This is a genomic window from Cylindrospermopsis curvispora GIHE-G1 (assembly GCF_014489415.1).
Lineage (GTDB): Bacteria > Cyanobacteriota > Cyanobacteriia > Cyanobacteriales > Nostocaceae > Raphidiopsis > Raphidiopsis curvispora_A.
The window spans coordinates 155,017-176,543 of sequence record NZ_CP060822.1 but is presented as its reverse complement, the minus strand read 5'-3'; the positions used below and the strand labels follow the sequence as shown (position 1 = coordinate 176,543).

Sequence of the window (21,527 nt, the reverse complement as noted above, 5' to 3'; positions counted from 1 at the left end):
ATCCAAAACCCCAAAATCCAAAATCTGAGATTGAACTATGGGTCGTTCTTTAAAAAAGGGTCCTTTTGTTGCTGATCACTTACTCAGCAAGATTGAAAAGCTCAACGCTAATAATGAAAAGCAAGTTATTAAGACTTGGTCAAGGGCTTCTACAATTCTGCCACTTATGGTAGGTCACACTATTGCAGTTCACAACGGTAAACAACATGTGCCAGTGTTTGTGAATGAGCAAATGGTGGGACACAAGTTGGGAGAATTTGCTCCCACTCGTACCTACAGGGGCCACGGAAAAACCGACAAAAAATCGGGCAGATAGTTATGTCATTAGTCATTGGCCCCAAAAACATAGCTGGTGACAAGTGGCCCTAAACGGAGTAAATTATGGCAACGGATACTACAGAAGTTAAAGCGATCGCTCGATACATCCGCGTTTCTCCCTATAAAGTGCGGCGGGTGTTAGATCAAATTCGGGGGCTATCTTATCGGGAGGCACTAATCATCCTGGAATTTATGCCTTATCGTGCTTGTGAACCAGTGTTAAAGGTATTAAGAAGTGCCGCTGCCAATGCCGAACATAATGCTGGATTAGACAGGGCGAGTCTAGTAATCACCCAAGCCTATGCGGATCAAGGTCCGGTCTTGAAGAGATTCCAGCCCAGGGCCCAGGGGAGAGCTTACCAGATTCGTAAACCGACCTGTCATATTACTGTTGCTGTGGGAGAAGCTGCTCAATGAGTCAGATAGGGTTACAACCACAGCTACAACTAATTGGGTTGTGTGAGTACAGTCAGAAATTTTAGAGGAAGCATTTGTGGGACAGAAAATTCATCCAGTCGGGTTTCGTCTGGGTATAACACAAGAACATCAATCCCTTTGGTTCGCAGTTCCTGATCGCTATCCGGAACTGCTGCAGGAAGACCACAAACTCCGTCAGTACATAGAACAAAAGCTGGGTAGAAACGCTCAAAATAATGCTGGTATTTCTGAGATCCACATTGAGCGTAAAGCTGATCAAGTTGATTTAGAGCTGCGGACGGCTAGACCCGGTGTGGTTGTGGGCCGGGGTGGACAGGGTATAGAGGCCCTGCGTACTGGACTCCAGCAGTTGTTGGGCAGTCACCGACAAGTGCGCATCAACGTTGTAGAAGTGCAAAAAGTAGATGCGGATGCCTATTTGATTGCTGAATATATTGCTCAACAGCTAGAAAGACGCGTTTCTTTTCGTCGCGTAGTTCGCCAAGCGATTCAAAGGGCCCAAAGAGCAGGAGTGCAGGGAATCAAAGTGCAGGTGAGTGGTCGTCTCAATGGTGCGGAAATTGCTCGAACTGAATGGACTCGTGAAGGGAGAGTACCGTTACATACCCTACGGGCTGACATCGACTACTCCTACTGTACAGCTCAAACGGTTTACGGAATTTTGGGTATTAAGGTTTGGGTGTTCAAGGGAGAAATTATTCCCGGACAAGAAGACATTGTCTCCCAACCAGTAACCAGAGAGCGTGAACCCCGTCGTCGTCAACAACAACGCCGTCGCCAGCAATTTGAAGACCGGTCAAATGAAGCGTAATTAGGTGACAGGTGGCTATAACAAAACTAGTCGCAACCAATTGCTAATCACCGATTACCAACTACCAATCCACAAACCATGTTAAGTCCTAGAAGAACAAAATTCCGCAAACAACAACGCGGACGCATGGAGGGTCTAGCACACCGTGGTAGCACCCTAAACTTTGGGGATTTTGCCCTGCAAGCCCAAGAACCATGTTGGATTACCTCTCGCCAAATAGAAGCCTCCCGTCGGGCAATGACTCGTTATATTCGCCGGGGTGGTAAAATCTGGATCCGCATCTTCCCAGATAAGCCTGTTACCATGCGTCCCGCAGAAACCCGGATGGGTTCTGGTAAGGGTAATCCGGAATTTTGGGTGGCGGTGGTCAAACCAGGTCGGATTCTGTTTGAAATCGCTGGTGTGTCTGAAGAAATAGCTCGTGAAGCTATGCGCTTGGCTGCTTATAAGTTGCCAATTAAAACCAAGTTTATTGTCCGCTCTCAACCACAGGAGCAGGAGTAGGTTATGCCTCTTCCCAAGATTTCAGAAGCTCGAGAATTAAGTGATGAAAAACTGGCTGAGGAAATAGTGAGTTTGAAAAAACAACTATTTCAACTGCGATTACAAAAGGCTACTAGACAGTTGGAAAAACCCCACCAGTTTAAACATGCCCGCCACCGTTTGGCTCAACTACTAACAGTAGAAACAGAGCGTAAACAGGCAAGTAGTCAACCGACCCAAGAAAGCAACTAGAAGATTATGGCAATCAAAGAACGAGTTGGCTTGGTAGTCAGCGATAAAATGCAAAAAACTGTGGTGGTCGCCGTGGAAAACCGGTCTTCTCACCCTAAGTACGGTAAAACCGTGGTTAAAACCCGGCGCTATAAGGTTCATGATGCGGAAAACAGCTGCAAAGTGGGCGATCGCGTTCGCATTCAGGAAACTAGACCCCTGAGCAAAACCAAGCGTTGGCAAGTGACGGAAATCCTCAATGTCAAGGCTTGAAGAATGGTTGTTGTTTAGGTTGTTATTTGATTAACAACTTTTATCGGGAGATTAATTGTGATTCAACCCCAAACCTACCTCAATGTTGCCGATAACAGCGGTGCCCGCAAACTAATGTGCATAAGGGTACTGGGTGCTGGCAATCGCCGTTATGGTGGCGTGGGCGATAGAATTATCGCCGTTGTTAAGGATGCCCAACCCAATATGGCTGTGAAAAAGTCTGATGTGGTGGAAGCGGTAATCGTTCGTACTAAAAAGAGCATTAACCGTGACAGTGGCATGAGTATTCGCTTTGATGATAATGCAGCAGTAATTATCAACAAAGAAGGTAATCCCAAAGGTACACGGGTATTTGGACCGGTAGCTCGGGAATTACGGGATAAAAACTTTACTAAAATAGTTTCTCTCGCTCCGGAGGTGCTGTAATGGCCAAGGTAAAACCCAAGGTATTCCATAAAATGCACGTCAAAACCGGTGATACCGTGCAAGTGATTGCTGGCAAGGATAAGGGTAAAGTAGGCGAGGTGATTAAAGCATTACCTCAAGACAGCAGGGTGATTGTTAAGGGTGTTAATATCAAGACCAAGCACGTTAAACCTCAACAGGAAGGCGAATCTGGTCGGATTGTAAGCCAGGAGTATCCCATTCACAGCTCTAATGTGATGCTCTATTCTACTAAGCAAAACATTGCTAGTCGTGTCTGCTACACTTTTACCGAAGACGGCAAAAAAGTGAGAATGCTGAAGAAAACAGGTGAGATTTTGGATAAGTAGGTGAATGGCCACAACTAGACTCAAAACTTTATATAGCCAAACAATTGTCCCCAAACTAACCCAACAGTTTCAGTATACTAATGTGCATCAAGTACCTAAAGTGCTGAAAGTTACTGTTAACCGAGGTTTGGGGGAGGCGGCTCAAAATGCTAAGGCCTTAGAAGCGTCTTTAAGTGAAATTGCCCTAATTACTGGTCAAAAGCCAGTGGTGACCAGAGCAAAAAAGGCGATCGCCGGCTTTAAAATTCGTCAAGGCATGCCCGTGGGCATTATGGTGACTCTCCGAGGCGAACGGATGTATGCTTTCTTGGATCGGTTGATTAGTTTGGCCCTACCCAGAATTCGCGATTTTCGCGGGGTTAGTGCCAAGAGCTTCGACGGTCGAGGTAACTACACCCTAGGGGTGAGAGAACAACTAATCTTTCCAGAAGTCGAGTACGACAGGATAGATCAAATCCGTGGTTTAGATATTTCAATTATCACCACAGCCAAAACCGACGAAGAAGGTCGTGCTTTGCTTAAAGAAATGGGAATGCCCTTTCGGGATCAATAAGTTCATCTAAAGAGGGAACGATGGCCGCTAACGACACAATTGCAGATATGCTGACGCGCATCCGCAATGCTAACCTGGCAAGGCATCAAACAACGGAAGTGCCAGCAACAAAAATGACTCGTAGTATTGCTAAGGTTCTACAGCAAGAGGGGTTTATTTCCGAGTACACTGAAGCGGGAGAAGGGGTAAAACGTAACCTAGTTATTTCCCTGAAATACAAAGGTAAAAATCGTCAACCTCTAATCACAGCTCTAAAACGTGTAAGTAAACCTGGGTTGCGAGTTTACTCCAACAGAAAGGAACTGCCAAGAGTCCTAGGTGGTATTGGGATCGCGATTATTTCCACCTCTAGTGGAATTATGACTGACCGGGAAGCGCGTCGCCAGAACCTGGGTGGTGAAGTGCTTTGCTACGTTTGGTAAAAACAAGCTCAGGAGTTCGGGAGTAGGGCGACCCAGGCTAATTCTAGATGACTCATACTCACAACTCATAACTGACAAAGGACAAAATTCATGTCTCGTATTGGTAAACGTCCAATTACTATTCCCGCCAAAGTGCAGGTGGCAATAGATGGTACAAAGGTGGTGGTTAAGGGTCCCAAGGGGGAGCTTTCCCGTGATCTACCCGCCCACGTCACAGTTTCTCAATCTGGAGAAACATTGTTAGTCACCAGACGTGATGACACACGCACTTCCCGACAAATGCACGGTTTAAGCCGGACTTTAGTAGCCAATATGGTGGAGGGCGTTTCCCAAGGTTTTCAACGCCGGTTGGAAATTCAAGGGGTAGGTTATCGGGCTCAGGTGCAGGGTGCCAATCTGGTATTGAATATTGGTTATAGCCACCAGGTGCAAATCGAACCACCAGCGGGAGTTCAATTTGCTGTTGAAAATAACACTAATGTCATTGTTAGTGGTTATGACAAAGAGGTGGTGGGTAACACAGCAGCTAAAATTCGTGCTGTTCGTCCCCCGGAACCCTATAAAGGTAAAGGTATTCGTTATGCCGGTGAAGTGGTAAGACGTAAAGCCGGTAAGACTGGTGGTAAAGGTAAGAAGTAAACATGAAACTTACTCGTAGAGAATCAAAACAACGTCGCCATAGGCGCGTACGTGGTAAAGTTAACGGTTCCCCAGAACGTCCACGTCTATCAGTGTTTCGCTCTAATGAGCATATTTATGCTCAAATTATTGACGACACACAACATCGCACACTAGTAGCAGCATCAACAGTAGACCCTCAGTTGAGGTCTGATTTGGCCTCTGGTGCCAACTGTGATGCTTCAGCCCAAGTTGGTAAGTTAATAGCAGCGCGCTCCTTGGAGAAGGGTATTACTAAGGTCGTATTTGATCGAGGTGGTAATCTTTATCATGGTCGTATTCAGGCTTTAGCTGAGGCAGCACGGGAAGCAGGTTTGGATTTCTAAAGTTTTCTGTGGGGAAAAAGTCCCAACTGACAACTGACAACTGACGTTGAGAGAAAAGTGATTATGGCAACGGGTCGTCGTAAGGCAAGTAAAGCAAAGAAAGAAGAAACCAATTGGCAAGAACGGGTGATTCAAATCCGTCGTGTCAGTAAGGTAGTCAAAGGTGGTAAAAAACTCAGCTTCCGGGCAATTGTCATCGTTGGCAACGAACGTGGTCAGGTGGGTGTGGGAGTTGGTAAGGCTTCCGATGTAATCGGAGCGGTGAAAAAGGGTGTCGCAGATGGCAAAAAGCATCTGATTGAAATTCCTATCACCAAGTCTAACTCTATTCCCCACCCCATTGATGGTGTTGGTGGTGGAGCCAAGGTGATTATGCGTCCAGCCGCACCAGGTACTGGTGTAATCGCTGGTGGTGCAGTTAGAACTGTATTGGAATTAGCTGGGGTACGTAACGTTCTAGCCAAACAACTAGGTTCTAATAACCCTTTAAATAACGCTAGAGCTGCTGTTAATGCTTTATCTACACTGCGGACATTTGCTGAAGTCGCTGAAGATCGGGGCATTGCGGTAGAGAATCTCTATATTTAATAATGCTTTATGCAGGATTTTCTCAGGAAAATCCATAGCACAATCAGAGGATCAATACTAAATCTAAACACCCAAATCAACATGAGACTGAACGATGTTAAGCCTCAAAAGGGCTCTAAAAAACGCCGTAAGCGTGTAGGTAGAGGTATTTCTGCCGGTCAAGGCGCTAGTGCGGGTCTGGGCATGCGGGGTCAAAAGTCCCGCTCTGGTAGCAGCACTAGACCGGGTTTTGAAGGTGGTCAACAACCCCTTTACCGTCGGATACCTAAACTCAAGGGTTTTCCTGTAGTCAATCGTCGGGTTTACACTACGATAAATGTAGAGAAGTTGGCTTCCCTACCCCCTAACTCGGAAGTAAATCTGGCCTCTTTAAAAGAGGCGGGTATTCTTACCTCCGTTAAAGGACCTTTAAAAGTCTTGGGTAATGGGGAATTGGGTGTTCCACTCAAGGTGCAAGCAGCAGCTTTCACCGGTCAAGCTCGGAGCAAAATTGAGGCTGCTGGTGGTAGTTGTGAGGTTTTAAGCTGAGGATATGCTAGTCAACTAGCTGCCAGCACCCGGTTCACTATCAAGGTAAGACTTTATGATCAGTCGAGACAAAGCCCCAACGGCTCAAGAAACTTTCATGCAAATGGCACAAGCAGCTGGACTAAGAGGAAGGCTGCTTGTCACGGTCGGGATTCTAATTTTGGTGCGATTGGGCATCTTTTTGCCAGTTCCCGGAATTAACCGCGAAAGATTTGCAGAGGCCATATCTGGGAATAATGCCATTTTCGGTTTGTTGGATATATTTTCGGGAAGGGGACTATCCACCTTGGGTGTTTTTGCCTTGGGTATTCTTCCCTTTATCAATGCGTCTATTATTATCCAATTGTTGACTGCTGCTATTCCTTCTTTAGAAAATTTACAGAAAAATGAAGGAGAAGCAGGAAGGCGGAAAATATCTCAGATTACCCGATATGTGTCTTTGGGTTGGGCAATTCTTCAGAGTACGGCTTTTTCAGCTTTGTTCCTGCAGCAGTTTGCCCTCAATCCAGGCCCCATTTTTGTGGCGGAAACCGCAATAGCCTTGACTGCTGGTTCCATGTTTGTTATGTGGGCATCCGAGTTGATTACGGAGCGGGGAATTGGCAATGGTGCATCTTTGTTGATTTTTGTCAATATTGTGGCTTCCTTACCTAAGTCCCTGGGTGACACTATTGACTTGGTGCAGGTCGGTGGTAGGGAAATTGTGGGACGGGTGATTGTTTTGGTGTTGGTGTTTGTAGCCACCATTATTGGTATCGTGTTCGTCCAGGAAGGTATACGCCGAATTCCAATTATTTCTGCACGCCGTCAGGTAGGTCGGCGAGTTTTAGCAGAACAAAGAAGTTTTCTGCCTTTACGGTTGAATCAGGGCGGTGTCATGCCGATTATTTTTGCCGCTGCCATCCTCAGTTTGCCCTTGCTAATTGCTAACTTCACTAAGAATGTTGAATTGGCAAATATAGTTAACACCTATTTGAGCCCTAGCGGATCTAGTTCTTGGGTGTATGCTTTGGTGTACATGATTTCTATTATCTTCTTTAGCTATTTCTATTCTTCCTTGATTCTCAACCCGGTAGATGTGGCTCAAAACTTGAAGAAAATGGGTTCTAGTATTCCTGGGATTAGACCGGGCAAAGCTACTAGTGAGTATATTGAGCGCGTCAGCAACCGCTTAACTTTTTTGGGAGCTATGTTCTTAGGACTGGTGGCCATTATTCCTACTGCGGTGGAAAGCACTTTAAATGTACCAACTTTTAGAGGTTTGGGAGCCACTTCTTTGTTGATTTTAGTGGGTGTGGCCATTGATACGGCAAGGCAAATCCAGACTTACGTCATCTCTCAACGCTATGAAGGAATGGTGAAACAATAGTGACGCGATTAATCTTCTTGGGACCACCAGGTGCAGGTAAGGGAACTCAAGCCAAGGTTTTGGCTGATTTTTTCCAGGTTCCTCACATTTCCACTGGGGACATTTTACGCCAAGCCATTACTGACCAAACAGCTCTGGGTGTGAAAGCTCAGGAGTACATGGACAAGGGTGATCTAGTCCCTGACCAGCTGGTGCAAGATATGGTGGAAGAAAGACTGCAAAAATCAGATGCCCAAAAAGGTTGGATTCTTGATGGGTTCCCCCGCACAGTATCTCAGGCAGTTTTCTTGGGCAATCTTTTAGACCGGATCCAGGGTGATTCAGAAAGGGTGGTTAATCTTGACGCACCCGATGAGATTGTCGTCTCTCGCTTGTTGGGAAGGGGTAGAAAAGATGACTCGGAGGATGTTATTCGCCATAGACTAAATGTTTACAGGCGAGACACTGCTCCCCTAATTCAGTATTATGGCGATCGCCAGAAGCTCTTGACTGTTAATGGTAACCAATCCCAAGAAGAAGTCACCAGCGCCTTAAAAATGGCTATCACTGTTTAAGGAGATGACCCCAGTTTCTAATCCATCTTCCCCATCCCTTTTAGCTAAGATATATTAATAAGCTGTTGATATATTCCACATTGGTTCCTTGTCAAGACTGCATCTGTCCTGGAACGAATAATTACCGAGTTGAGGAAAAAACTTGTCTAAACAAGACTTGATTGAAATGGAAGGGACTGTAACCGAATCATTGCCCAACGCCATGTTTCGAGTTGACCTAGATAACGGGTTTAATGTCCTAGCACACATTTCTGGGAAAATCCGCCGTAATTATATCAAAATTTTGCCGGGGGACCGGGTCAAGGTGGAGCTGACCCCCTATGACCTAACTAAGGGTCGTATTACCTACCGACTACGGAAGAAGTAAGACCAACAATCTTATCATAAAAGCTGCGGATTTTCCCTTCGTAGTGACTGAAATAATTTTTCGGGAAATGTTATAATTCACCATTTGGAGTTCAACAAAAAGGCCATGAAAGTTAGAGCCTCAGTCAAGAAAATCTGTGATAAGTGTAACGTGATTAAACGTCGTGGTCGCGTTATGGTTATTTGTGAAAACCCTAAACACAAGCAAAGGCAAGGCTAAAACTGTCAATTAAATTTGCAGTTTCAGTAGGCTGATAAAGAAAATGACCAAAAAAAGAGGGAGAGATTAATTGTGGCACGGATTGCAGGAGTAGACCTACCGCGTGACAAACGCGTAGAGATCGGTCTAACTTACATATATGGGATTGGACTGACAAGGTCGCAGGACATTTTAGCAGCTACAGATGTAAACCCAGACACCCGGGTTAAAGACTTGACTGATGCTGATTTAGCGGCTTTAAGAGCTGAGATAGAAAGCAACTATCAAGTGGAAGGGGATCTGCGACGTTTAGAGGCCATGAATATCAAGCGTCTAGTTGACATAGGCTGTTATCGTGGTCGTCGTCATCGTATGGGTCTACCTGTGAGGGGTCAAAGAACCCGTACCAATGCCAGAACCAGACGCGGTAGAAGACAAACAGTGGCTGGTAAGAAAAAGGCCCCTGGTAAATAAGTGAACAAGTTTTAGTCTAAATTCAGCAAACAAACATGGCAAGACAACCAACCAAAAAAACCGGGAGTAAAAAGCAGAAGAAGAATGTACCTAATGGCATTGCCTACATTCAATCTACTTTCAACAATAGCATTGTCACCATTACGGACCAAAATGGAGATGTAATCTCCTGGGCCAGTGCTGGTTCCAGTGGATTTAAGGGGGCAAAAAAAGGTACTCCCTTTGCCGCCCAGACCGCAGCTGAAAGCGCCGGTCGTCGCGCTATTGACCAAGGAATGCGTCAAATTCAGGTGATGGTTAGTGGACCAGGAGCAGGAAGGGAAACGGCAATTCGAGCTTTACAAGGGGCAGGATTAGAAATTACCCTGATTCGGGATGTTACTCCTATTCCCCATAATGGCTGTCGTCCACCTAAACGCCGTCGGGTGTAAATATGTAGTTGGCATTCATTTGGTATTAATGGTGAACAGGATTCCCCCTTGATGGGCTTTCCTCAAGGGGAGGGGAAAACTCTAGATAACCAATTGGGAAAGTTAAACTTTTATTACTGGAAAGATTGGTTAGAGATTGGTTTAAATTATGGCACTTTGATCCACCAAAATTACAGATCAGGGCATAAAGTTAATTCGAGGGGCAAATTTTTGCCAGCAGCACCTTAAAGGGGAGGCTACTCCGTGGCGCAGTTTCAAATTGAATGTGTAGAGTCTAGTACCGAGGAAAGTCGTAATCATTATGGCAAGTTCGTCCTAGAACCCCTGGAAAGGGGTCAGGGAACGACGGTAGGTAATGCGTTGCGACGGGTTTTGCTATCTAATTTAGAGGGAACAGCAGTTACTGCAGTAAGAATAGCTGGTGTTACCCATGAGTTTGCCACAGTTCCCGGTGTGCGGGAAGATGTGATGGAAATCATCATGCGGATGAAAGAGGTGATTCTCAAAAGCTATTCCCATCAACCGCAAATAGGAAGGTTGCTGGTTACCGGTCCCACAACGGTTACTGCAGCCCATTTTGATTTGCCTGGTGAGGTAGAGGTGATTGATCCTACCCAGTATGTAGCTACTTTAGCAGAGGGCGGCAAACTGGAAATGGAGTTTCGCATTGAAAGAGGTAAGGGCTATCGCACTGTAGAAAAGGGAAGAGAAGAGGCTACATCCCTGGACTTTTTGCAGATTGACTCAGTATTTATGCCAGTGCGAAAAGTTAATTATAGCGTGGAGGAATCCCGTGGTGATGGTAGCCTGAAAGATCGGCTTTTGTTGGAAGTTTGGACTAATGGCAGTATTTCACCCCAGGAGGCCTTGTCTTCATCTGCGGCAATTCTGGTAGAATTATTTAACCCTCTTAAGGATATCTCCTTGGAGCCTACGGACATGGGCTTGGATATGCCAGATGATCCCACTGCCCAAATTCCTATTGAGGAGTTACAGCTATCTGTTCGTGCTTACAACTGCCTGAAACGTGCTCAAGTTAATTCTGTAGCAGATTTGTTGGATTATACCCAAGAAGACTTGTTAGAAATCAAGAACTTTGGTCAAAAATCGGCAGAAGAAGTAGTGGAAGCCTTACAGCGCCGTCTAGGTATTACTTTACCACAGGAAAGAAGTTCTAAACCAAGCTAGTCCGATTGTTTTTCATAGTAATAGGTCCCTATTATGCGTCACCGTTGTAAAGTAAAAAAACTTGGTAAACCAGCAGACCAGCGTCGTGCTTTATTGCGATCGCTGACCACAGAGCTTATACGTCATGGTCGTATTACTACCACACTAGTTCGTGCTAAGGTAGTACGTAGTGAAGCAGAAAAGATGATCACTTTGGCAAAAGATGGGTCTTTGTCAGCTCGTAGAGAGGCATTGGGTTATATCTACGATAAGTCCCTAGTCAAGGCATTATTTGAACAAGCACCAACTCGGTATGGGAATCGTCAAGGTGGTTACACCCGTATTTTGCATACTGTGCCCCGTCGGGGCGATCATGCCGAAATGGCGATTATTGAACTAGTGTAGGGAATAGGGAAAACCCATCCAACCCATGATGTCAGATAGCCGCCAGCCCACCCCAACTTATCGAGTTGCCTTAGTTATTCAGTATCTAGGTACCAACTTCCATGGGTGGCAACGGCAAAAAGCCCACCGTACAGTCCAAGAAGAAATAGAAACAGCTATAGCCAGTGTTCTAGGGCATCATGTAACACTACATGGTGCGGGAAGGACTGATGCCGGGGTTCATGCAGCTGCTCAAGTTGCCCATTTCAATGCTACAGGGCATATACCTGGGCACAAGTGGGCAACCGTTTTGAACAGTTACTTACCCCCGGATATACTAATCAGGGCTTCTGCTGGTGTAAACGAAAGTTGGCACGCCCGATTTAGTGCAGTGTACCGACGATATAGATATACAATCTATACTGAAGCTCTACCAAACTTGTTTGTGAGTCCGTTTAGTTGGCATTATTATTATGCTCCCCTGGAAGAAGAGTTGATGCAAGCGGCTTTAAGTCCCCTGGTGGGAAAACACCACCTAGCAGCTTTTCACCGTGCTGGATCAGCGCGATCGCATTCCTGGGTAGAAATACAAGCAGTGGAATGTGGTCGGCAAGGTTCATTAGTACATATAGAGATTCAAGCCAATGGATTTTTGTATGGCATGGTAAGGTTATTAGTGGGGATGTTGGTGCAGGTAGGAAGCAAACAGAAGTCCCTAGAGGATTTCACAAACATTTGGCAAACAGAAGACCGAGAAAAAGTGAAATATGCAGCACCACCTCAAGGTCTATGCTTACTAAGGGTTGGATATAGTGACTTTCCCTTTTCCCGGGAAATTTGGTATGAAACTCAACCTTATTTAGTATTTGGTCACCGGACCGATGACAGATCACTTAAAACCGACAAAGGAAAAAACAATGAGTAGTAAAACTTATCTTCCTCCAGAGGAAGAAATTAAACGTGACTGGTATGTAGTAGATGCCGCAGACAAGCGTCTAGGTAGGCTAGCAACTGAAATTGCCATGGTTCTCCGGGGTAAAAGAAAAGCTGAATATACCCCCCATTTAGATACAGGAGACTTTGTAGTAGTAATCAATGCGGAAAAAGTGGTAGTTACGGGCAAAAAACAGAGTCAAAAACTTTACCGGAGGCATTCCGGTCGTCCCGGTGGGATGAAAACAGAAACCTTTGCTAAATTGCAACAGCGCCTACCAGAAAGAATAGTCGAGCATGCTGTAAAAGGTATGTTACCTAAAAATAGCTTAGGTAGACAGTTATTCACCAAACTGAAAGTTTATAGTGGTTCGACCCATCCTCACACAGCACAAAAACCTAAAGAACTAATTATTAACACTATTCCGGGAGAAAACTAATCATGGCAACAGTAGCAGAAAATAATAGTGGTCGTGCTCTGTATTGGGGCACTGGTCGGCGCAAGTCCGCAGTTGCACAGGTACGTCTAGTTCCTGGAGAGGGTAAATTTGTGGTTAATGGCAAAGAAGGGGAGTTGTACTTCCAATACAATCCCAACTACTTAGGAGTCATTAAAGCCCCTTTAGAAACTCTAGGGTTGGAAAACGAGTACGACATTTTAGTAAAAGCCAAAGGTGGCGGTCTAACTGGACAAGCGGACTCAATTCGTTTGGGTGTAGCTCGTGCCCTATGTCAGTTGGATCCAGACAATCGTTCACCCTTAAAAATTGAGGGTTATTTAACTCGGGATCCACGAGCTAAAGAGCGGAAGAAATACGGATTACATAAAGCTCGAAAAGCCCCTCAATACTCAAAACGATAGTTGACGGAAAAGCTGTCGAGTTGCAAAGCTATAAAAGCTATAATTTTGATAAACACCACAAAAGGAAAAATGGCTAAACCTGATATTCATCCCCAGTGGTATCCAGAAGCTAAAGTCTATTGTAATGGTCAGGTTGTGATGACCGTCGGTTCAACTAAACCCGAATTACACGTAGATGTTTGGTCTGGAAACCATCCCTACTACACTGGTACTCAGAAAATTATTGATGCTGAGGGTCGTGTGGAACGCTTTCTTCGTAAGTATGGCATGTCTAGCGAGCAAGGTAACAAAAAGAAAAAGTAGCTGGTTGGCTGTAGCTTGTACTACAGGGACCCTGCATAATTGCGGGGTCGCTTGTTGTTTTTAACTTGGGCCAACTTGTGATTTTTTAGGAGCTTGTTTACTAGTTATGGCTGAATCATATTTGCTGGAGAAACTGAAATCTGTTGAACAAACCTTTCACGAATTAACTCGTCGGTTAGCCGATCCGGACACGGCAAAAAGTCCTGATGAGTATCAGAAGATTGCCAAGTCCCGTTCCTCTTTAGAAGAGGTAGTAATTGCCTATGAAACATGGAAAAACTCTCAAGAGGAGTTAGTTGGAGCAAGGCAGATACTAAAAGAGTCTAATGGAGATCCGGAGTTGCATGAAATGGCAACCATGGAAGTAAAAGACTTGGAAAACAAGATAGAACATTTAGAAGAGCAGTTAAAAATATTACTGCTGCCCCGTGATCCTAACGATGAGAAAAACATCATGTTGGAAATCCGCGCTGGTACTGGTGGAGATGAAGCCAGTATTTGGGCTGGAGATTTGCTGCGCATGTACTCCCGTTATGCTGACACCCAGGGTTGGAAGGTGAAACTAGTTAGCGAATCTCCAGGAGAGATGGGTGGATTTAAAGAAGTAATTCTAGAAATTCAAGGTGATAGCGTTTACAGCAAGTTAAAGTTTGAAGCTGGGGTCCATCGTGTTCAGCGGGTTCCAGCAACGGAAGCGGGTGGTAGAGTTCACACCTCCACAGCTACAGTGGCGATTATGCCCGAAGTTGATGATGTGGAAGTACACATTGACCCAAAAGATATTGAAATGACTACCGCTCGTTCCGGTGGTGCTGGTGGGCAAAACGTCAACAAAGTGGAAACAGCAGTTGATTTGTTTCACAAACCAACCGGTATACGCATTTTCTGCACCGAAGAGCGCAGTCAGCTACAGAATAAGGAACGGGCAATGCAAATTCTTAGGGCTAAACTCTATGAAATCAAACTACGGGAACAACAAGAAGCGGTGACTTCCATGAGGAGATCTCAAGTTGGTACTGGTTCTCGTTCAGAAAAGATCCGCACCTACAATTATAAAGATAGTCGAGCTACTGACCATCGTTTGGGGCAAAACTTCACCCTCAGTCCAGTTTTAGAAGGGGACTTGGAAACTTTAATTCAATCTTGTATTTCTCAAGATCAACAGGAACGTTTAGCAGAACTAGCTACTGCTAATAACTAGAGTTACCTAACTACACTTGCAGGTTGTGGAAATTATTGCTGCAATCTTCAGGGAGTAGTGCTATTATTCGGTTATTAAAAAAAGTAAAGGGCAATTTTACTATGACCAAAGCACCTGTTAGTCCTGTGGTGCTAGTCATTTTAGACGGATGGGGCTATTGTGAGGATAAACGTGGAAACGCGATCGCAGCTGCTAAAACTCCCATTATGGACGGTTTATGGGCAGGTTATCCCCACACCCTCATCCGCACATCAGGAAAAGCCGTAGGGTTGCCAGAAGGTCAAATGGGCAACTCAGAAGTTGGTCATTTGAACATTGGCGCTGGAAGAGTGGTTCCCCAAGAACTGGTACGCATCTCTGATGCTGTAGAAGATGGTTCTCTAGCTACTAATTCCGCACTTCTCAACATTTGCCAAGAAGTGAAATCCCGAAATGGCAAGTTGCATCTAGTTGGCCTTTGTTCTGATGGAGGGGTACACTCTCATATTACCCATCTGTTAGGCTTGCTTGATTTTGCTAAATCACAGCAAGTTTTAGATGTATGTATTCACGCTATTATGGACGGGCGTGATACCCAACCAGTGGATGGAATCAAAACCATCCAACAATTGCAAAACTATATAGACCGGGTGGGAGTAGGAAGAATAACTACTATCAGTGGTCGATATTATGCTATGGACAGAGACCGTCGTTGGGACAGGGTCCAACTGGCCTACGATGTAATGACACAAGAGGGTGCTGGTAAAGGAAAAACAGCTGTAGAGGTTTTGCAGTCTTTATATGCTGAGGGAGTAACCGACGAGTTTATCGTTCCTGTGAGAATTGCTCCCGGTGCAATTAGTCCTGGTGATGGGGTGATATTCTTTAATTTTCGCCCAGATCGGGCCAGGGAATTGACTCAGGCTTTTGTCAGTTGTAATTTTCAGGGTTTTCCACGGGAGCAAATTACACCTCTGTCTTTTGTCACCTTTACCCAATATGATCCCGAGTTGCCTGTATCTGTAGCATTTACCCCCCAGAACTTACAGAATATGTTGGGTGAGGTGATTGCTAATCATGGTCTCAAGCAGTTTCGCACTGCAGAAACTGAAAAGTATGCTCATGTCACCTATTTCTTTAATGGGGGATTAGAGTATGCTTATGAAGGTGAAGACAGAGCAATGGTAGCAAGTCCCCAGGTTCCTACATACGACAAGGAACCCCAAATGTCTGCTGACGCTGTGACCAGTTTGGCTATTTCCGCTATAGAGAAAAGAATTTATTCTTTAATAGTGATGAATTATGCCAACCCTGACATGGTAGGCCATACGGGGAAAGTGGATGCTACCGTGGTGGCTATTGAAACTGTTGATCGATGTTTGGGCAAACTGGTAGAAAGCGTGGGTAAAGCAGGTGGTACATTGATCATTACAGCTGATCATGGCAATGCTGAGTATATGGTAGATGAAAATGGCAGTCCCTGGACAGCTCATACTACTAACCCAGTTCCCTTGATTTTAATCGAAGGAGAAAAGCTGAAAATACCAGGATATGGTGCAAATGTTGATTTGCGTAATGATGGCAAACTATCGGACATTGCTCCCACCATTCTGGATATTTTGAAACTACCTCAACCTCCAGAAATGACTGGTAAATCCCTCTTGAGAGCGCCCGAATATGATTTACAATTTCCTCGTAGACCTGTACAAGTGGGATTGTAAATAAGTTATACTTTTTCGTATTTCCAAGTAATGGCGATTCCAAGTCGCAAATAGGGATAAAACCTGCACTTGCAGGTTTTTTATCACATTATAGTTCTTTGTAGGACTTGCACCGTCATTATTCAAGTTCAATTTACACCACTTTGACTAGCTATGAACATTAACAATATTCTACAAGGAATTTGGGCCTTTTCTGCTTTGGGTTTAATCGTTTTAGTTTTGCTACATAGTCCCAAAGGAGATGGTATTGGAGCTATTGGTGGACAAGCTCAACTTTTTAGCAGTACTAAAAGTGCTGAGAATACACTCAATCGCGTTACTTGGTCCCTGGTAGTTATTTTTCTGGGTTTAACAGTGGTTTTAAGTTCTAACTGGTTGCCAAAATAGCGTACAATTGGTATCAATTCACATAACACTTTAGAAAATAGCACCCCTTTAAGTCTGATAAGTCTACACACCCAGGGACAAATTCGTCAGGTTTTATCCCAGGGTTATAAGATCACTGTGGAATACGTTGACAAAAGACGATTTTCTATGGGATCTTGGCAAAGTTGTGGCAATTTACATATGAGCGATTATTCACAAGCAGTTTTCGCTTTGGAGTCTTGTTTATTGGAACATCCTGGTGAATATGTACGCTTGGTAGTTATTGATCCTAAATTGAAACGTCGAGTGCTAGAAACTATTATTCAGCGCCCCTAGGAAAAAATTGAGGTTAGTATGGTAGGGTTTGGTTACAGTCTAAACTGTACAAGAATCATGTAGAAAAATTATATAGCTTTTGGTAAAACCCCGTGGTAAAGCTTCTCCAAACTGGTTATATTATCACTGAGAGTATATTTTTCTAGGACGCGTTTTCTTGCTTTTTGACCTAACAGGGCAGTTAACTCTGGATGATCTTGAAATAAAGGTAAAATAGTTCTAATTTGAGAGCGCACAGACCTTGTACTGATTAAAACGCCTGCTCCCTTTTCTAAAACTTCTCCATCTGCACCCACATCAGTGGCAAGACATGCCAAACCGCAGGACATAGCTTCTAACAAAGATAGAGACAAGCCTTCTACCAAAGAAGGTAAAATAAATAAGTCCGCACCTCTTAGTATCTCTATACGTCGCTCCTCACTAGCAACAAAACCTAACCAGATAATACCATATTCAGATTCATAAAATGGCTCGAGTGAAGATCTCAAAGGACCATCGCCAACTATTAACAGCTTGCTAGTAGGTGACATGGATGACTGTTTCCATGCTCTTAGTAGGGATTCAACGTTTTTCTCCGGTGCGAGACGACCTTGATAAACAAATAGTCGTTCTGCATTAAATTCATCTTTCACCTTAGAAGTACCAGGAGAGTATTTCACAGTATCTACCCCATTAGGGATAACAGCAATTTTTGCTTCCCTAACTCCCATTTTTACCAATAATTCTTTTTGAATTTGGGAAAATACAATCACCCGGTGATAGTTGTCTAAAAAAGGAGCATATAACTGGTACGCTAGCAATTGGGTACCAGAGATCAATTTGGCACCTTTACCCGCAAAAGGAGTATGGAAAGTGGCCACTAGGGGAATATTTAGTTCCTGACAAATTTCGGGTAAAACAAAGTCAAGGGTGGATAAGGTTAAGGAAGCATGAACTATTTGGGGTTGTATTTCCCGTAGCGCGTCTTTTAAAACTTTAGTTGCATTGAAAGCGGGAAGTGTGTAGACTTGCGACTTATAGATAAATGGTAAGGGAACTTCCTTAAAATTTGGCCAGTTATCAGGTTGAGATTCTTCCTGAGCAAAATGTAAAAAACTTACATCATGTCCCCTGTCCAACAGACCATTTGTAATTTCCCTACTGTAAGTAACATTGCCACAAAAGGGTGATTTTTTTCCAATCCAGGCTATACGCATTCTTTATTTGGCTACGAAAAATTGAGAAATTATCTTGGGAACAATTGTAGCACAAAACTTAGTGGTTTTTGAACTGTTAATCAACTTTTATTAACTAATGATTGCTCGAATTATACCAGGTAATTATTCCTCCGCCAAATACAATGACGGATAAAAGCAAAAAAACTGACTTTAACCCAATAAAATTCTCCGCTAGACCAGCTAAAGCTAGAGGTAGGGTTAGAGCAATGTTAATCAAGTTATTTTGCAGTCCAAACACTTTACCACGCATTTCTGCTGGGGTTTCGGTTTGAATAGTTGTTTGCATGGGAATACCGACCAAAGCCCCAAAAACACCTAGCAGTGCTACTAATAGCAGTACGGGCCATAGTTGGTTTGTGAAGATAGCAAGACCAACCAAAGATCCCGACATTCCCAAGGAACCCCATAAACTCAACTGTCCATAGGTAAAACTGCGACCGAACTGTCCCACAATTGTAGCACCAGCAGCAATACCCACACCACCTGCGGCCAATAAAAAACCAAATTGGGAGGCCTTTAAATTGGGGATAATTTCTGCCATACGAACTGCTAAAACAGTAAGCGCTGCAAATACAGAAAATAATATGGTTAACTGTAACATAGCATTTCTAATGCTGCGATTGGACTTGAGGTAGTTCAAACCATCCCACAAGTCGGATAAAAGATGGGGAAATTCTGTTTCTGGAGGATGAGGTTTTTCTTGAGTTTGAATTAGGAGTAAAATGATACCAGCAATACCATAACTACTGCCAACTAAAATTTCTTTGCCCAGTCCACCAGCACCACCGAATTTTGACCAGAGACTATCAGCTAAAACTAAAACTGGTTCACCTACTGCAAAACCAATAATTACTGATGCCATCATTGTAGTTGTGTACAGAGAATTGGCGGAGAGTAAATGTTGTTCTTCCACCACTAGAGGAATAGTGGCCTGTTCTGCAGGGGCAAAAAATTGGGTGAAGGTAGAAACTAAAAAGGTCACCAGTAAGATCATTAAAAAACCTACTGGCAAAGCGCCTATAGGATGCCAATCATGGGTTAACCAGATTAAAAAGGGAATGGCAATAACTAGAATACCACGCCAAATATTAGATGCTACTAGTACAGCTTTTTTTGACCAGCGGTCCACAAATACCCCAGCAACAGAACCAAACAAAACTGCGGGAATGGTAAAAATCATCATTAGGGCTGAAACCCAACCACTAATACTTTGACCCCTTTGTTGAAACTCACTGTTGATTAAGGCAATCATAAGAACTAGATATACTTTGTCAGCTAATTGACAAAAGATTTGCCCCCCCCAAAGTGCTAGAAAATTGCGATTTTTTAATACTGGGAAAAATCCTTCCTTTCCATGCTTACTACTAGATTTTAGATCGGACCCGGAACCGTCTCTATCTTCTACGTCTAGTTGTGATGGTGTCTCTTCTAAAACTGCTTTTTCGTTTTCACGGGTGGTCTCAGCAGGTTCATTAATAGGATTTACCTCCAGAGGAAGATCCGAGTTGGTGGGAGGTGATTTTGGTAAATCACTTGTCTTGGTTTTTTCCATGGAAAATCCCTTCACGGATCTTTGCTGGTGATTATCTTGGTATGATTTCACCCTATTTTTGTGTTTAAATTTGGGTGATAAGGGCTGGTTGTTTCTATCTAAATCAGACGATTGCATCATGGTTGGGAGCAAAATAGGAATCTATCAAGGTAGCAGAGCGAATAGGAAAACCCAGGTGGTACTGAGTATAATGGCGCAAGATCTGCTCAACAGATAACCAGCTATCATCATAGGCTGAATCTATTTGTATTATCCCTGGTTGGGATAAATATTGGAGCATCATTAATTCTTTTGCTCCCAATCGACGGGAAATTTTTGGTAACTCTTGGTGGTGCAAAACCCTTTCAAAGTCATTTTCTGGGATTTTTGGCTCATGAAAGTTTTCCTGTTTTTTTAAGTTTTCCCAGGTTTGTAGGCAAATTGTTCCCCCCGCTGTTGTACTGAAACCAGCTTGCCATTTTGGATTGCTTAAATCTGGTATTAAGGGTTTTTGGGTTAAACAGCACACTTGGACCTGTGGGCTTATTCCAACTAAGTTTAACATATCAAAGACTCCCTTAACTAAATGTGCTACTATGGCAATCTGGGGAATTGGGGGGAGGGAATCTAAGGTCTCAAGATGTTGATTTAATAAGTCATATAGCTCTAGTTGGGGATGCTCCTCCAATGCTTGATGGAGCGCAATTTCTGCTAAATATTGACTCGCTGCCAGTTTTCCTAAACTTTTGGTCAGTCCAGGATAGGTCTTGAGGGTCTGTGCTTGGTTAATCCTATAAAGGCTTGATGTTTGAGTGGGGTTAGATTTGCCAGAGGAAATCAATAATTCATTCACCATGAATATTCCACTTCTACCATTTAGGCTAGATTGGTACTTTCTGGAACCAGGGGCGATCGCCTTAACTAGGCCCAACTCCCTGGTTAACACGGTGAGTATTTGATCCGACTCACCTAGAAACTGGCTTTTAAGATTGATTCCCCTTACGTGATAACTCCCGTTCATTAGTAATTACCCCTGTTATTTTTCTGTATCCAGGCGCTGATGGAGTAAGTCTATTCCACGAGATGTACCCAGTCTGGTTGCACCGGCCATAATTAGATCTATAGCCTCTTGATGGGTACGAATCCCTCCGGAAGCTTTTATTCCCACCCTTTCTTTTGTTAGTTGTTTTAAAAATTGCACATCTTTCACTGTTGCTCCACCATTCCAACCCGTACTAGTTTTTAAAAATGCCGCACCCGCATCCATGGCTATTTCAGCAGCTACTTTTTTTTCCGCATCTGTCAGTAAACTGGTTTCTAAAATTACTTTGATTGGTTTCCCAGTTTCTTCGCAAATTGTGGCAATTTCTCGGTGTAATTGCTCAGTCTTGCCGATTTTTAACCAGCCTAAGTTAATCATTAAATCTAACTCCGTGGCACCATTTTCCACCGCCTCCTGTGCTTCATATAATTTGACTGTTGAGGTGGTCAACCCGGTGGGAAATCCAATTACAGTACATACTTGTGGCTTTTTGTTGTGTAATAGCTCCGCCGCTTGCTTAACATGGGATGGGTGAATACAAACTGCAGCAAAATTAAATCTGTACGCGTCTTCACACCACTTTTCTACCTGCGGTTCTGTTGTGGTAGGTAAAAGCAGGGAATGATCAATAAATGGGGCAATATCAATTTTTGGGTAGTCTGTTGTCATA

The 21,527-nt window shown here is 43.9% G+C and carries 33 protein-coding genes and 1 pseudogene; 30 read left to right on the top strand and 4 right to left on the bottom strand.

Going from position 1 to position 21,527, the window contains the following annotated elements:
• Positions 1-37 precede the first annotated feature (37 nt).
• The 30 genes and pseudogenes from rpsS to IAR63_RS00750 all read left to right on the top strand — a co-directional run.
• Positions 38-316 (top strand): 30S ribosomal protein S19, encoded by a 279-nt coding sequence (gene rpsS / locus IAR63_RS00895; protein ID WP_187706260.1) that lies wholly within the window; start codon positions 38-40, stop codon positions 314-316.
• Between the two features lie 65 nt (positions 317-381).
• Positions 382-735 (top strand): 50S ribosomal protein L22, encoded by a 354-nt coding sequence (gene rplV / locus IAR63_RS00890; protein ID WP_187706259.1) that lies wholly within the window; start codon positions 382-384, stop codon positions 733-735.
• A gap of 76 nt (positions 736-811) precedes the next feature.
• Positions 812-1,567: a 30S ribosomal protein S3 gene (gene rpsC / locus IAR63_RS00885; RefSeq protein WP_187706258.1), complete on the top strand. Its 756-nt coding sequence runs from the start codon at positions 812-814 to the stop codon at positions 1,565-1,567.
• Between the two features lie 78 nt (positions 1,568-1,645).
• The gene (gene rplP, locus IAR63_RS00880) at positions 1,646-2,071 is read left to right on the top strand and encodes a 50S ribosomal protein L16 (RefSeq protein ID WP_006276961.1); all 426 of its coding nucleotides are present in this window, start codon (positions 1,646-1,648) and stop codon (positions 2,069-2,071) included.
• Between the two features lie 3 nt (positions 2,072-2,074).
• The gene (gene rpmC, locus IAR63_RS00875; protein WP_187706257.1) at positions 2,075-2,302 is read left to right on the top strand and encodes a 50S ribosomal protein L29; all 228 of its coding nucleotides are present in this window, start codon (positions 2,075-2,077) and stop codon (positions 2,300-2,302) included.
• Positions 2,303-2,308: 6 nt separating this feature from the next.
• On the top strand, positions 2,309-2,554 hold the full coding sequence (gene rpsQ / locus IAR63_RS00870) for a 30S ribosomal protein S17 (protein WP_006276963.1): 246 nt from the start codon (positions 2,309-2,311) through the stop codon (positions 2,552-2,554).
• Between the two features lie 57 nt (positions 2,555-2,611).
• Positions 2,612-2,980, top strand: coding sequence for a 50S ribosomal protein L14 (gene rplN / locus IAR63_RS00865; protein ID WP_006276964.1), 369 nt, complete (start codon positions 2,612-2,614; stop codon positions 2,978-2,980).
• Positions 2,980-3,327 carry a 50S ribosomal protein L24 gene (rplX, locus tag IAR63_RS00860; protein ID WP_006276965.1) on the top strand — a complete coding sequence of 116 codons (348 nt, stop codon included), beginning with the start codon at positions 2,980-2,982 and terminating at the stop codon, positions 3,325-3,327. Before rplN ends, rplX begins: the two co-directional genes overlap by 1 nt.
• Positions 3,328-3,331: 4 nt before the next feature.
• Positions 3,332-3,880 carry a 50S ribosomal protein L5 gene (gene rplE / locus IAR63_RS00855; RefSeq protein ID WP_187706256.1) on the top strand — a complete coding sequence of 183 codons (549 nt, stop codon included), beginning with the start codon at positions 3,332-3,334 and terminating at the stop codon, positions 3,878-3,880.
• A gap of 20 nt (positions 3,881-3,900) precedes the next feature.
• Positions 3,901-4,302: a 30S ribosomal protein S8 gene (rpsH, locus tag IAR63_RS00850; protein WP_187706255.1), complete on the top strand. Its 402-nt coding sequence runs from the start codon at positions 3,901-3,903 to the stop codon at positions 4,300-4,302.
• Between the two features lie 90 nt (positions 4,303-4,392).
• Complete coding sequence (gene rplF, locus IAR63_RS00845; protein WP_187706254.1) at positions 4,393-4,941, top strand: 50S ribosomal protein L6; 549 nt, start codon at positions 4,393-4,395, stop codon at positions 4,939-4,941.
• Positions 4,942-4,943: 2 nt separating this feature from the next.
• Complete coding sequence (gene rplR / locus IAR63_RS00840; protein ID WP_009344498.1) at positions 4,944-5,306, top strand: 50S ribosomal protein L18; 363 nt, start codon at positions 4,944-4,946, stop codon at positions 5,304-5,306.
• A 63-nt stretch (positions 5,307-5,369) separates the two neighbouring features.
• Positions 5,370-5,894, top strand: a complete 525-nt coding sequence (gene rpsE / locus IAR63_RS00835; protein WP_006276970.1) for a 30S ribosomal protein S5 — start codon at positions 5,370-5,372, stop codon at positions 5,892-5,894.
• Positions 5,895-5,975: 81 nt separating this feature from the next.
• The gene (rplO, locus tag IAR63_RS00830; protein ID WP_187706253.1) at positions 5,976-6,422 is read left to right on the top strand and encodes a 50S ribosomal protein L15; all 447 of its coding nucleotides are present in this window, start codon (positions 5,976-5,978) and stop codon (positions 6,420-6,422) included.
• A 55-nt stretch (positions 6,423-6,477) separates the two neighbouring features.
• Positions 6,478-7,791: a preprotein translocase subunit SecY gene (gene secY / locus IAR63_RS00825; protein WP_187706252.1), complete on the top strand. Its 1,314-nt coding sequence runs from the start codon at positions 6,478-6,480 to the stop codon at positions 7,789-7,791.
• Positions 7,791-8,345: an adenylate kinase gene (locus IAR63_RS00820; RefSeq protein ID WP_187706251.1), complete on the top strand. Its 555-nt coding sequence runs from the start codon at positions 7,791-7,793 to the stop codon at positions 8,343-8,345. Before secY ends, IAR63_RS00820 begins: the two co-directional genes overlap by 1 nt.
• Positions 8,346-8,487: 142 nt before the next feature.
• A complete protein-coding gene (infA, locus tag IAR63_RS00815; RefSeq protein ID WP_006276978.1) occupies positions 8,488-8,712 on the top strand; it encodes a translation initiation factor IF-1 in 225 nt (74 codons plus the stop codon).
• A gap of 105 nt (positions 8,713-8,817) precedes the next feature.
• Positions 8,818-8,931 (top strand): 50S ribosomal protein L36, encoded by a 114-nt coding sequence (gene rpmJ / locus IAR63_RS00810; protein WP_071985141.1) that lies wholly within the window; start codon positions 8,818-8,820, stop codon positions 8,929-8,931.
• A 72-nt stretch (positions 8,932-9,003) separates the two neighbouring features.
• Entirely contained in the window at positions 9,004-9,384 is a 381-nt protein-coding gene (gene rpsM / locus IAR63_RS00805; RefSeq protein ID WP_187706250.1) for a 30S ribosomal protein S13, read from the top strand.
• A gap of 35 nt (positions 9,385-9,419) precedes the next feature.
• On the top strand, positions 9,420-9,815 hold the full coding sequence (gene rpsK / locus IAR63_RS00800; RefSeq protein ID WP_187706249.1) for a 30S ribosomal protein S11: 396 nt from the start codon (positions 9,420-9,422) through the stop codon (positions 9,813-9,815).
• Positions 9,816-10,058: 243 nt separating this feature from the next.
• Entirely contained in the window at positions 10,059-11,003 is a 945-nt protein-coding gene (locus tag IAR63_RS00795; RefSeq protein ID WP_187706248.1) for a DNA-directed RNA polymerase subunit alpha, read from the top strand.
• Positions 11,004-11,036: 33 nt separating this feature from the next.
• Complete coding sequence (gene rplQ, locus IAR63_RS00790; RefSeq protein WP_187706247.1) at positions 11,037-11,387, top strand: 50S ribosomal protein L17; 351 nt, start codon at positions 11,037-11,039, stop codon at positions 11,385-11,387.
• Positions 11,388-11,415: 28 nt separating this feature from the next.
• A complete protein-coding gene (gene truA / locus IAR63_RS00785; protein ID WP_187707291.1) occupies positions 11,416-12,291 on the top strand; it encodes a tRNA pseudouridine(38-40) synthase TruA in 876 nt (291 codons plus the stop codon).
• Positions 12,284-12,739, top strand: a complete 456-nt coding sequence (rplM, locus tag IAR63_RS00780; protein WP_187706246.1) for a 50S ribosomal protein L13 — start codon at positions 12,284-12,286, stop codon at positions 12,737-12,739. The genes truA and rplM overlap by 8 nt, the downstream gene beginning before the upstream one ends.
• A 2-nt stretch (positions 12,740-12,741) precedes the next feature.
• Complete coding sequence (gene rpsI, locus IAR63_RS00775; RefSeq protein ID WP_187706245.1) at positions 12,742-13,161, top strand: 30S ribosomal protein S9; 420 nt, start codon at positions 12,742-12,744, stop codon at positions 13,159-13,161.
• Between the two features lie 69 nt (positions 13,162-13,230).
• The gene (gene rpmE, locus IAR63_RS00770; protein ID WP_061544925.1) at positions 13,231-13,464 is read left to right on the top strand and encodes a 50S ribosomal protein L31; all 234 of its coding nucleotides are present in this window, start codon (positions 13,231-13,233) and stop codon (positions 13,462-13,464) included.
• A 106-nt stretch (positions 13,465-13,570) separates the two neighbouring features.
• The gene (gene prfA / locus IAR63_RS00765; protein ID WP_096544748.1) at positions 13,571-14,665 is read left to right on the top strand and encodes a peptide chain release factor 1; all 1,095 of its coding nucleotides are present in this window, start codon (positions 13,571-13,573) and stop codon (positions 14,663-14,665) included.
• 101 nt (positions 14,666-14,766) lie between these two features.
• Complete coding sequence (gpmI, locus tag IAR63_RS00760; protein ID WP_187706244.1) at positions 14,767-16,365, top strand: 2,3-bisphosphoglycerate-independent phosphoglycerate mutase; 1,599 nt, start codon at positions 14,767-14,769, stop codon at positions 16,363-16,365.
• Between the two features lie 153 nt (positions 16,366-16,518).
• Complete coding sequence (gene secG / locus IAR63_RS00755) at positions 16,519-16,752, top strand: preprotein translocase subunit SecG (protein ID WP_187706243.1); 234 nt, start codon at positions 16,519-16,521, stop codon at positions 16,750-16,752.
• Positions 16,753-16,812: 60 nt separating this feature from the next.
• Positions 16,813-17,067, top strand: a pseudogene (locus IAR63_RS00750) (ribulose bisphosphate carboxylase small subunit); the annotation flags it as partial.
• Between the two features lie 68 nt (positions 17,068-17,135).
• Here IAR63_RS00750 and IAR63_RS00745 read toward each other — a convergent pair.
• The 4 genes from IAR63_RS00745 to deoC form a co-directional block, all read right to left on the bottom strand.
• Positions 17,136-18,263 carry a glycosyltransferase family 4 protein gene (locus IAR63_RS00745; protein WP_187706242.1) on the bottom strand — a complete coding sequence of 376 codons (1,128 nt, stop codon included), beginning with the start codon at positions 18,261-18,263 and terminating at the stop codon, positions 17,136-17,138.
• A gap of 94 nt (positions 18,264-18,357) precedes the next feature.
• Positions 18,358-19,956 carry an MFS transporter gene (locus tag IAR63_RS00740; protein WP_187706241.1) on the bottom strand — a complete coding sequence of 533 codons (1,599 nt, stop codon included), beginning with the start codon at positions 19,954-19,956 and terminating at the stop codon, positions 18,358-18,360.
• On the bottom strand, positions 19,940-20,836 hold the full coding sequence (gene recO / locus IAR63_RS00735; protein ID WP_187706240.1) for a DNA repair protein RecO: 897 nt from the start codon (positions 20,834-20,836) through the stop codon (positions 19,940-19,942). The genes IAR63_RS00740 and recO overlap by 17 nt, the downstream gene beginning before the upstream one ends.
• A 15-nt stretch (positions 20,837-20,851) precedes the next feature.
• Positions 20,852-21,526 carry a deoxyribose-phosphate aldolase gene (deoC, locus tag IAR63_RS00730; protein ID WP_187706239.1) on the bottom strand — a complete coding sequence of 225 codons (675 nt, stop codon included), beginning with the start codon at positions 21,524-21,526 and terminating at the stop codon, positions 20,852-20,854.
• Position 21,527: the final 1 nt, after the last annotated feature.

Coding starts and splice junctions, on each gene's coding strand:
- truA (WP_187707291.1), top strand. CDS start 11,416: ATGTCAGATAGCCGCCAGCCCACCCCAACTTATCGAGTTGCCTTAGTT.
- prfA (WP_096544748.1), top strand. CDS start 13,571: ATGGCTGAATCATATTTGCTGGAGAAACTGAAATCTGTTGAACAAACC.
- recO (WP_187706240.1), bottom strand. CDS start 20,836: ATGAACGGGAGTTATCACGTAAGGGGAATCAATCTTAAAAGCCAGTTT.
- rpsH (WP_187706255.1), top strand. CDS start 3,901: ATGGCCGCTAACGACACAATTGCAGATATGCTGACGCGCATCCGCAAT.
- rplR (WP_009344498.1), top strand. CDS start 4,944: ATGAAACTTACTCGTAGAGAATCAAAACAACGTCGCCATAGGCGCGTA.
- secY (WP_187706252.1), top strand. CDS start 6,478: ATGATCAGTCGAGACAAAGCCCCAACGGCTCAAGAAACTTTCATGCAA.
- IAR63_RS00740 (WP_187706241.1), bottom strand. CDS start 19,956: ATGATGCAATCGTCTGATTTAGATAGAAACAACCAGCCCTTATCACCC.
- rplV (WP_187706259.1), top strand. CDS start 382: ATGGCAACGGATACTACAGAAGTTAAAGCGATCGCTCGATACATCCGC.
- rplX (WP_006276965.1), top strand. CDS start 2,980: ATGGCCAAGGTAAAACCCAAGGTATTCCATAAAATGCACGTCAAAACC.
- rpsK (WP_187706249.1), top strand. CDS start 9,420: ATGGCAAGACAACCAACCAAAAAAACCGGGAGTAAAAAGCAGAAGAAG.
- rpsQ (WP_006276963.1), top strand. CDS start 2,309: ATGGCAATCAAAGAACGAGTTGGCTTGGTAGTCAGCGATAAAATGCAA.
- rplO (WP_187706253.1), top strand. CDS start 5,976: ATGAGACTGAACGATGTTAAGCCTCAAAAGGGCTCTAAAAAACGCCGT.
- rplQ (WP_187706247.1), top strand. CDS start 11,037: ATGCGTCACCGTTGTAAAGTAAAAAAACTTGGTAAACCAGCAGACCAG.
- rplM (WP_187706246.1), top strand. CDS start 12,284: ATGAGTAGTAAAACTTATCTTCCTCCAGAGGAAGAAATTAAACGTGAC.
- deoC (WP_187706239.1), bottom strand. CDS start 21,526: ATGACAACAGACTACCCAAAAATTGATATTGCCCCATTTATTGATCAT.
- rplE (WP_187706256.1), top strand. CDS start 3,332: ATGGCCACAACTAGACTCAAAACTTTATATAGCCAAACAATTGTCCCC.
- rpmC (WP_187706257.1), top strand. CDS start 2,075: ATGCCTCTTCCCAAGATTTCAGAAGCTCGAGAATTAAGTGATGAAAAA.
- rplP (WP_006276961.1), top strand. CDS start 1,646: ATGTTAAGTCCTAGAAGAACAAAATTCCGCAAACAACAACGCGGACGC.
- rplF (WP_187706254.1), top strand. CDS start 4,393: ATGTCTCGTATTGGTAAACGTCCAATTACTATTCCCGCCAAAGTGCAG.
- IAR63_RS00745 (WP_187706242.1), bottom strand. CDS start 18,263: ATGCGTATAGCCTGGATTGGAAAAAAATCACCCTTTTGTGGCAATGTT.
- rpmE (WP_061544925.1), top strand. CDS start 13,231: ATGGCTAAACCTGATATTCATCCCCAGTGGTATCCAGAAGCTAAAGTC.
- rpmJ (WP_071985141.1), top strand. CDS start 8,818: ATGAAAGTTAGAGCCTCAGTCAAGAAAATCTGTGATAAGTGTAACGTG.
- rpsE (WP_006276970.1), top strand. CDS start 5,370: ATGGCAACGGGTCGTCGTAAGGCAAGTAAAGCAAAGAAAGAAGAAACC.
- secG (WP_187706243.1), top strand. CDS start 16,519: ATGAACATTAACAATATTCTACAAGGAATTTGGGCCTTTTCTGCTTTG.
- rpsS (WP_187706260.1), top strand. CDS start 38: ATGGGTCGTTCTTTAAAAAAGGGTCCTTTTGTTGCTGATCACTTACTC.
- rpsI (WP_187706245.1), top strand. CDS start 12,742: ATGGCAACAGTAGCAGAAAATAATAGTGGTCGTGCTCTGTATTGGGGC.
- gpmI (WP_187706244.1), top strand. CDS start 14,767: ATGACCAAAGCACCTGTTAGTCCTGTGGTGCTAGTCATTTTAGACGGA.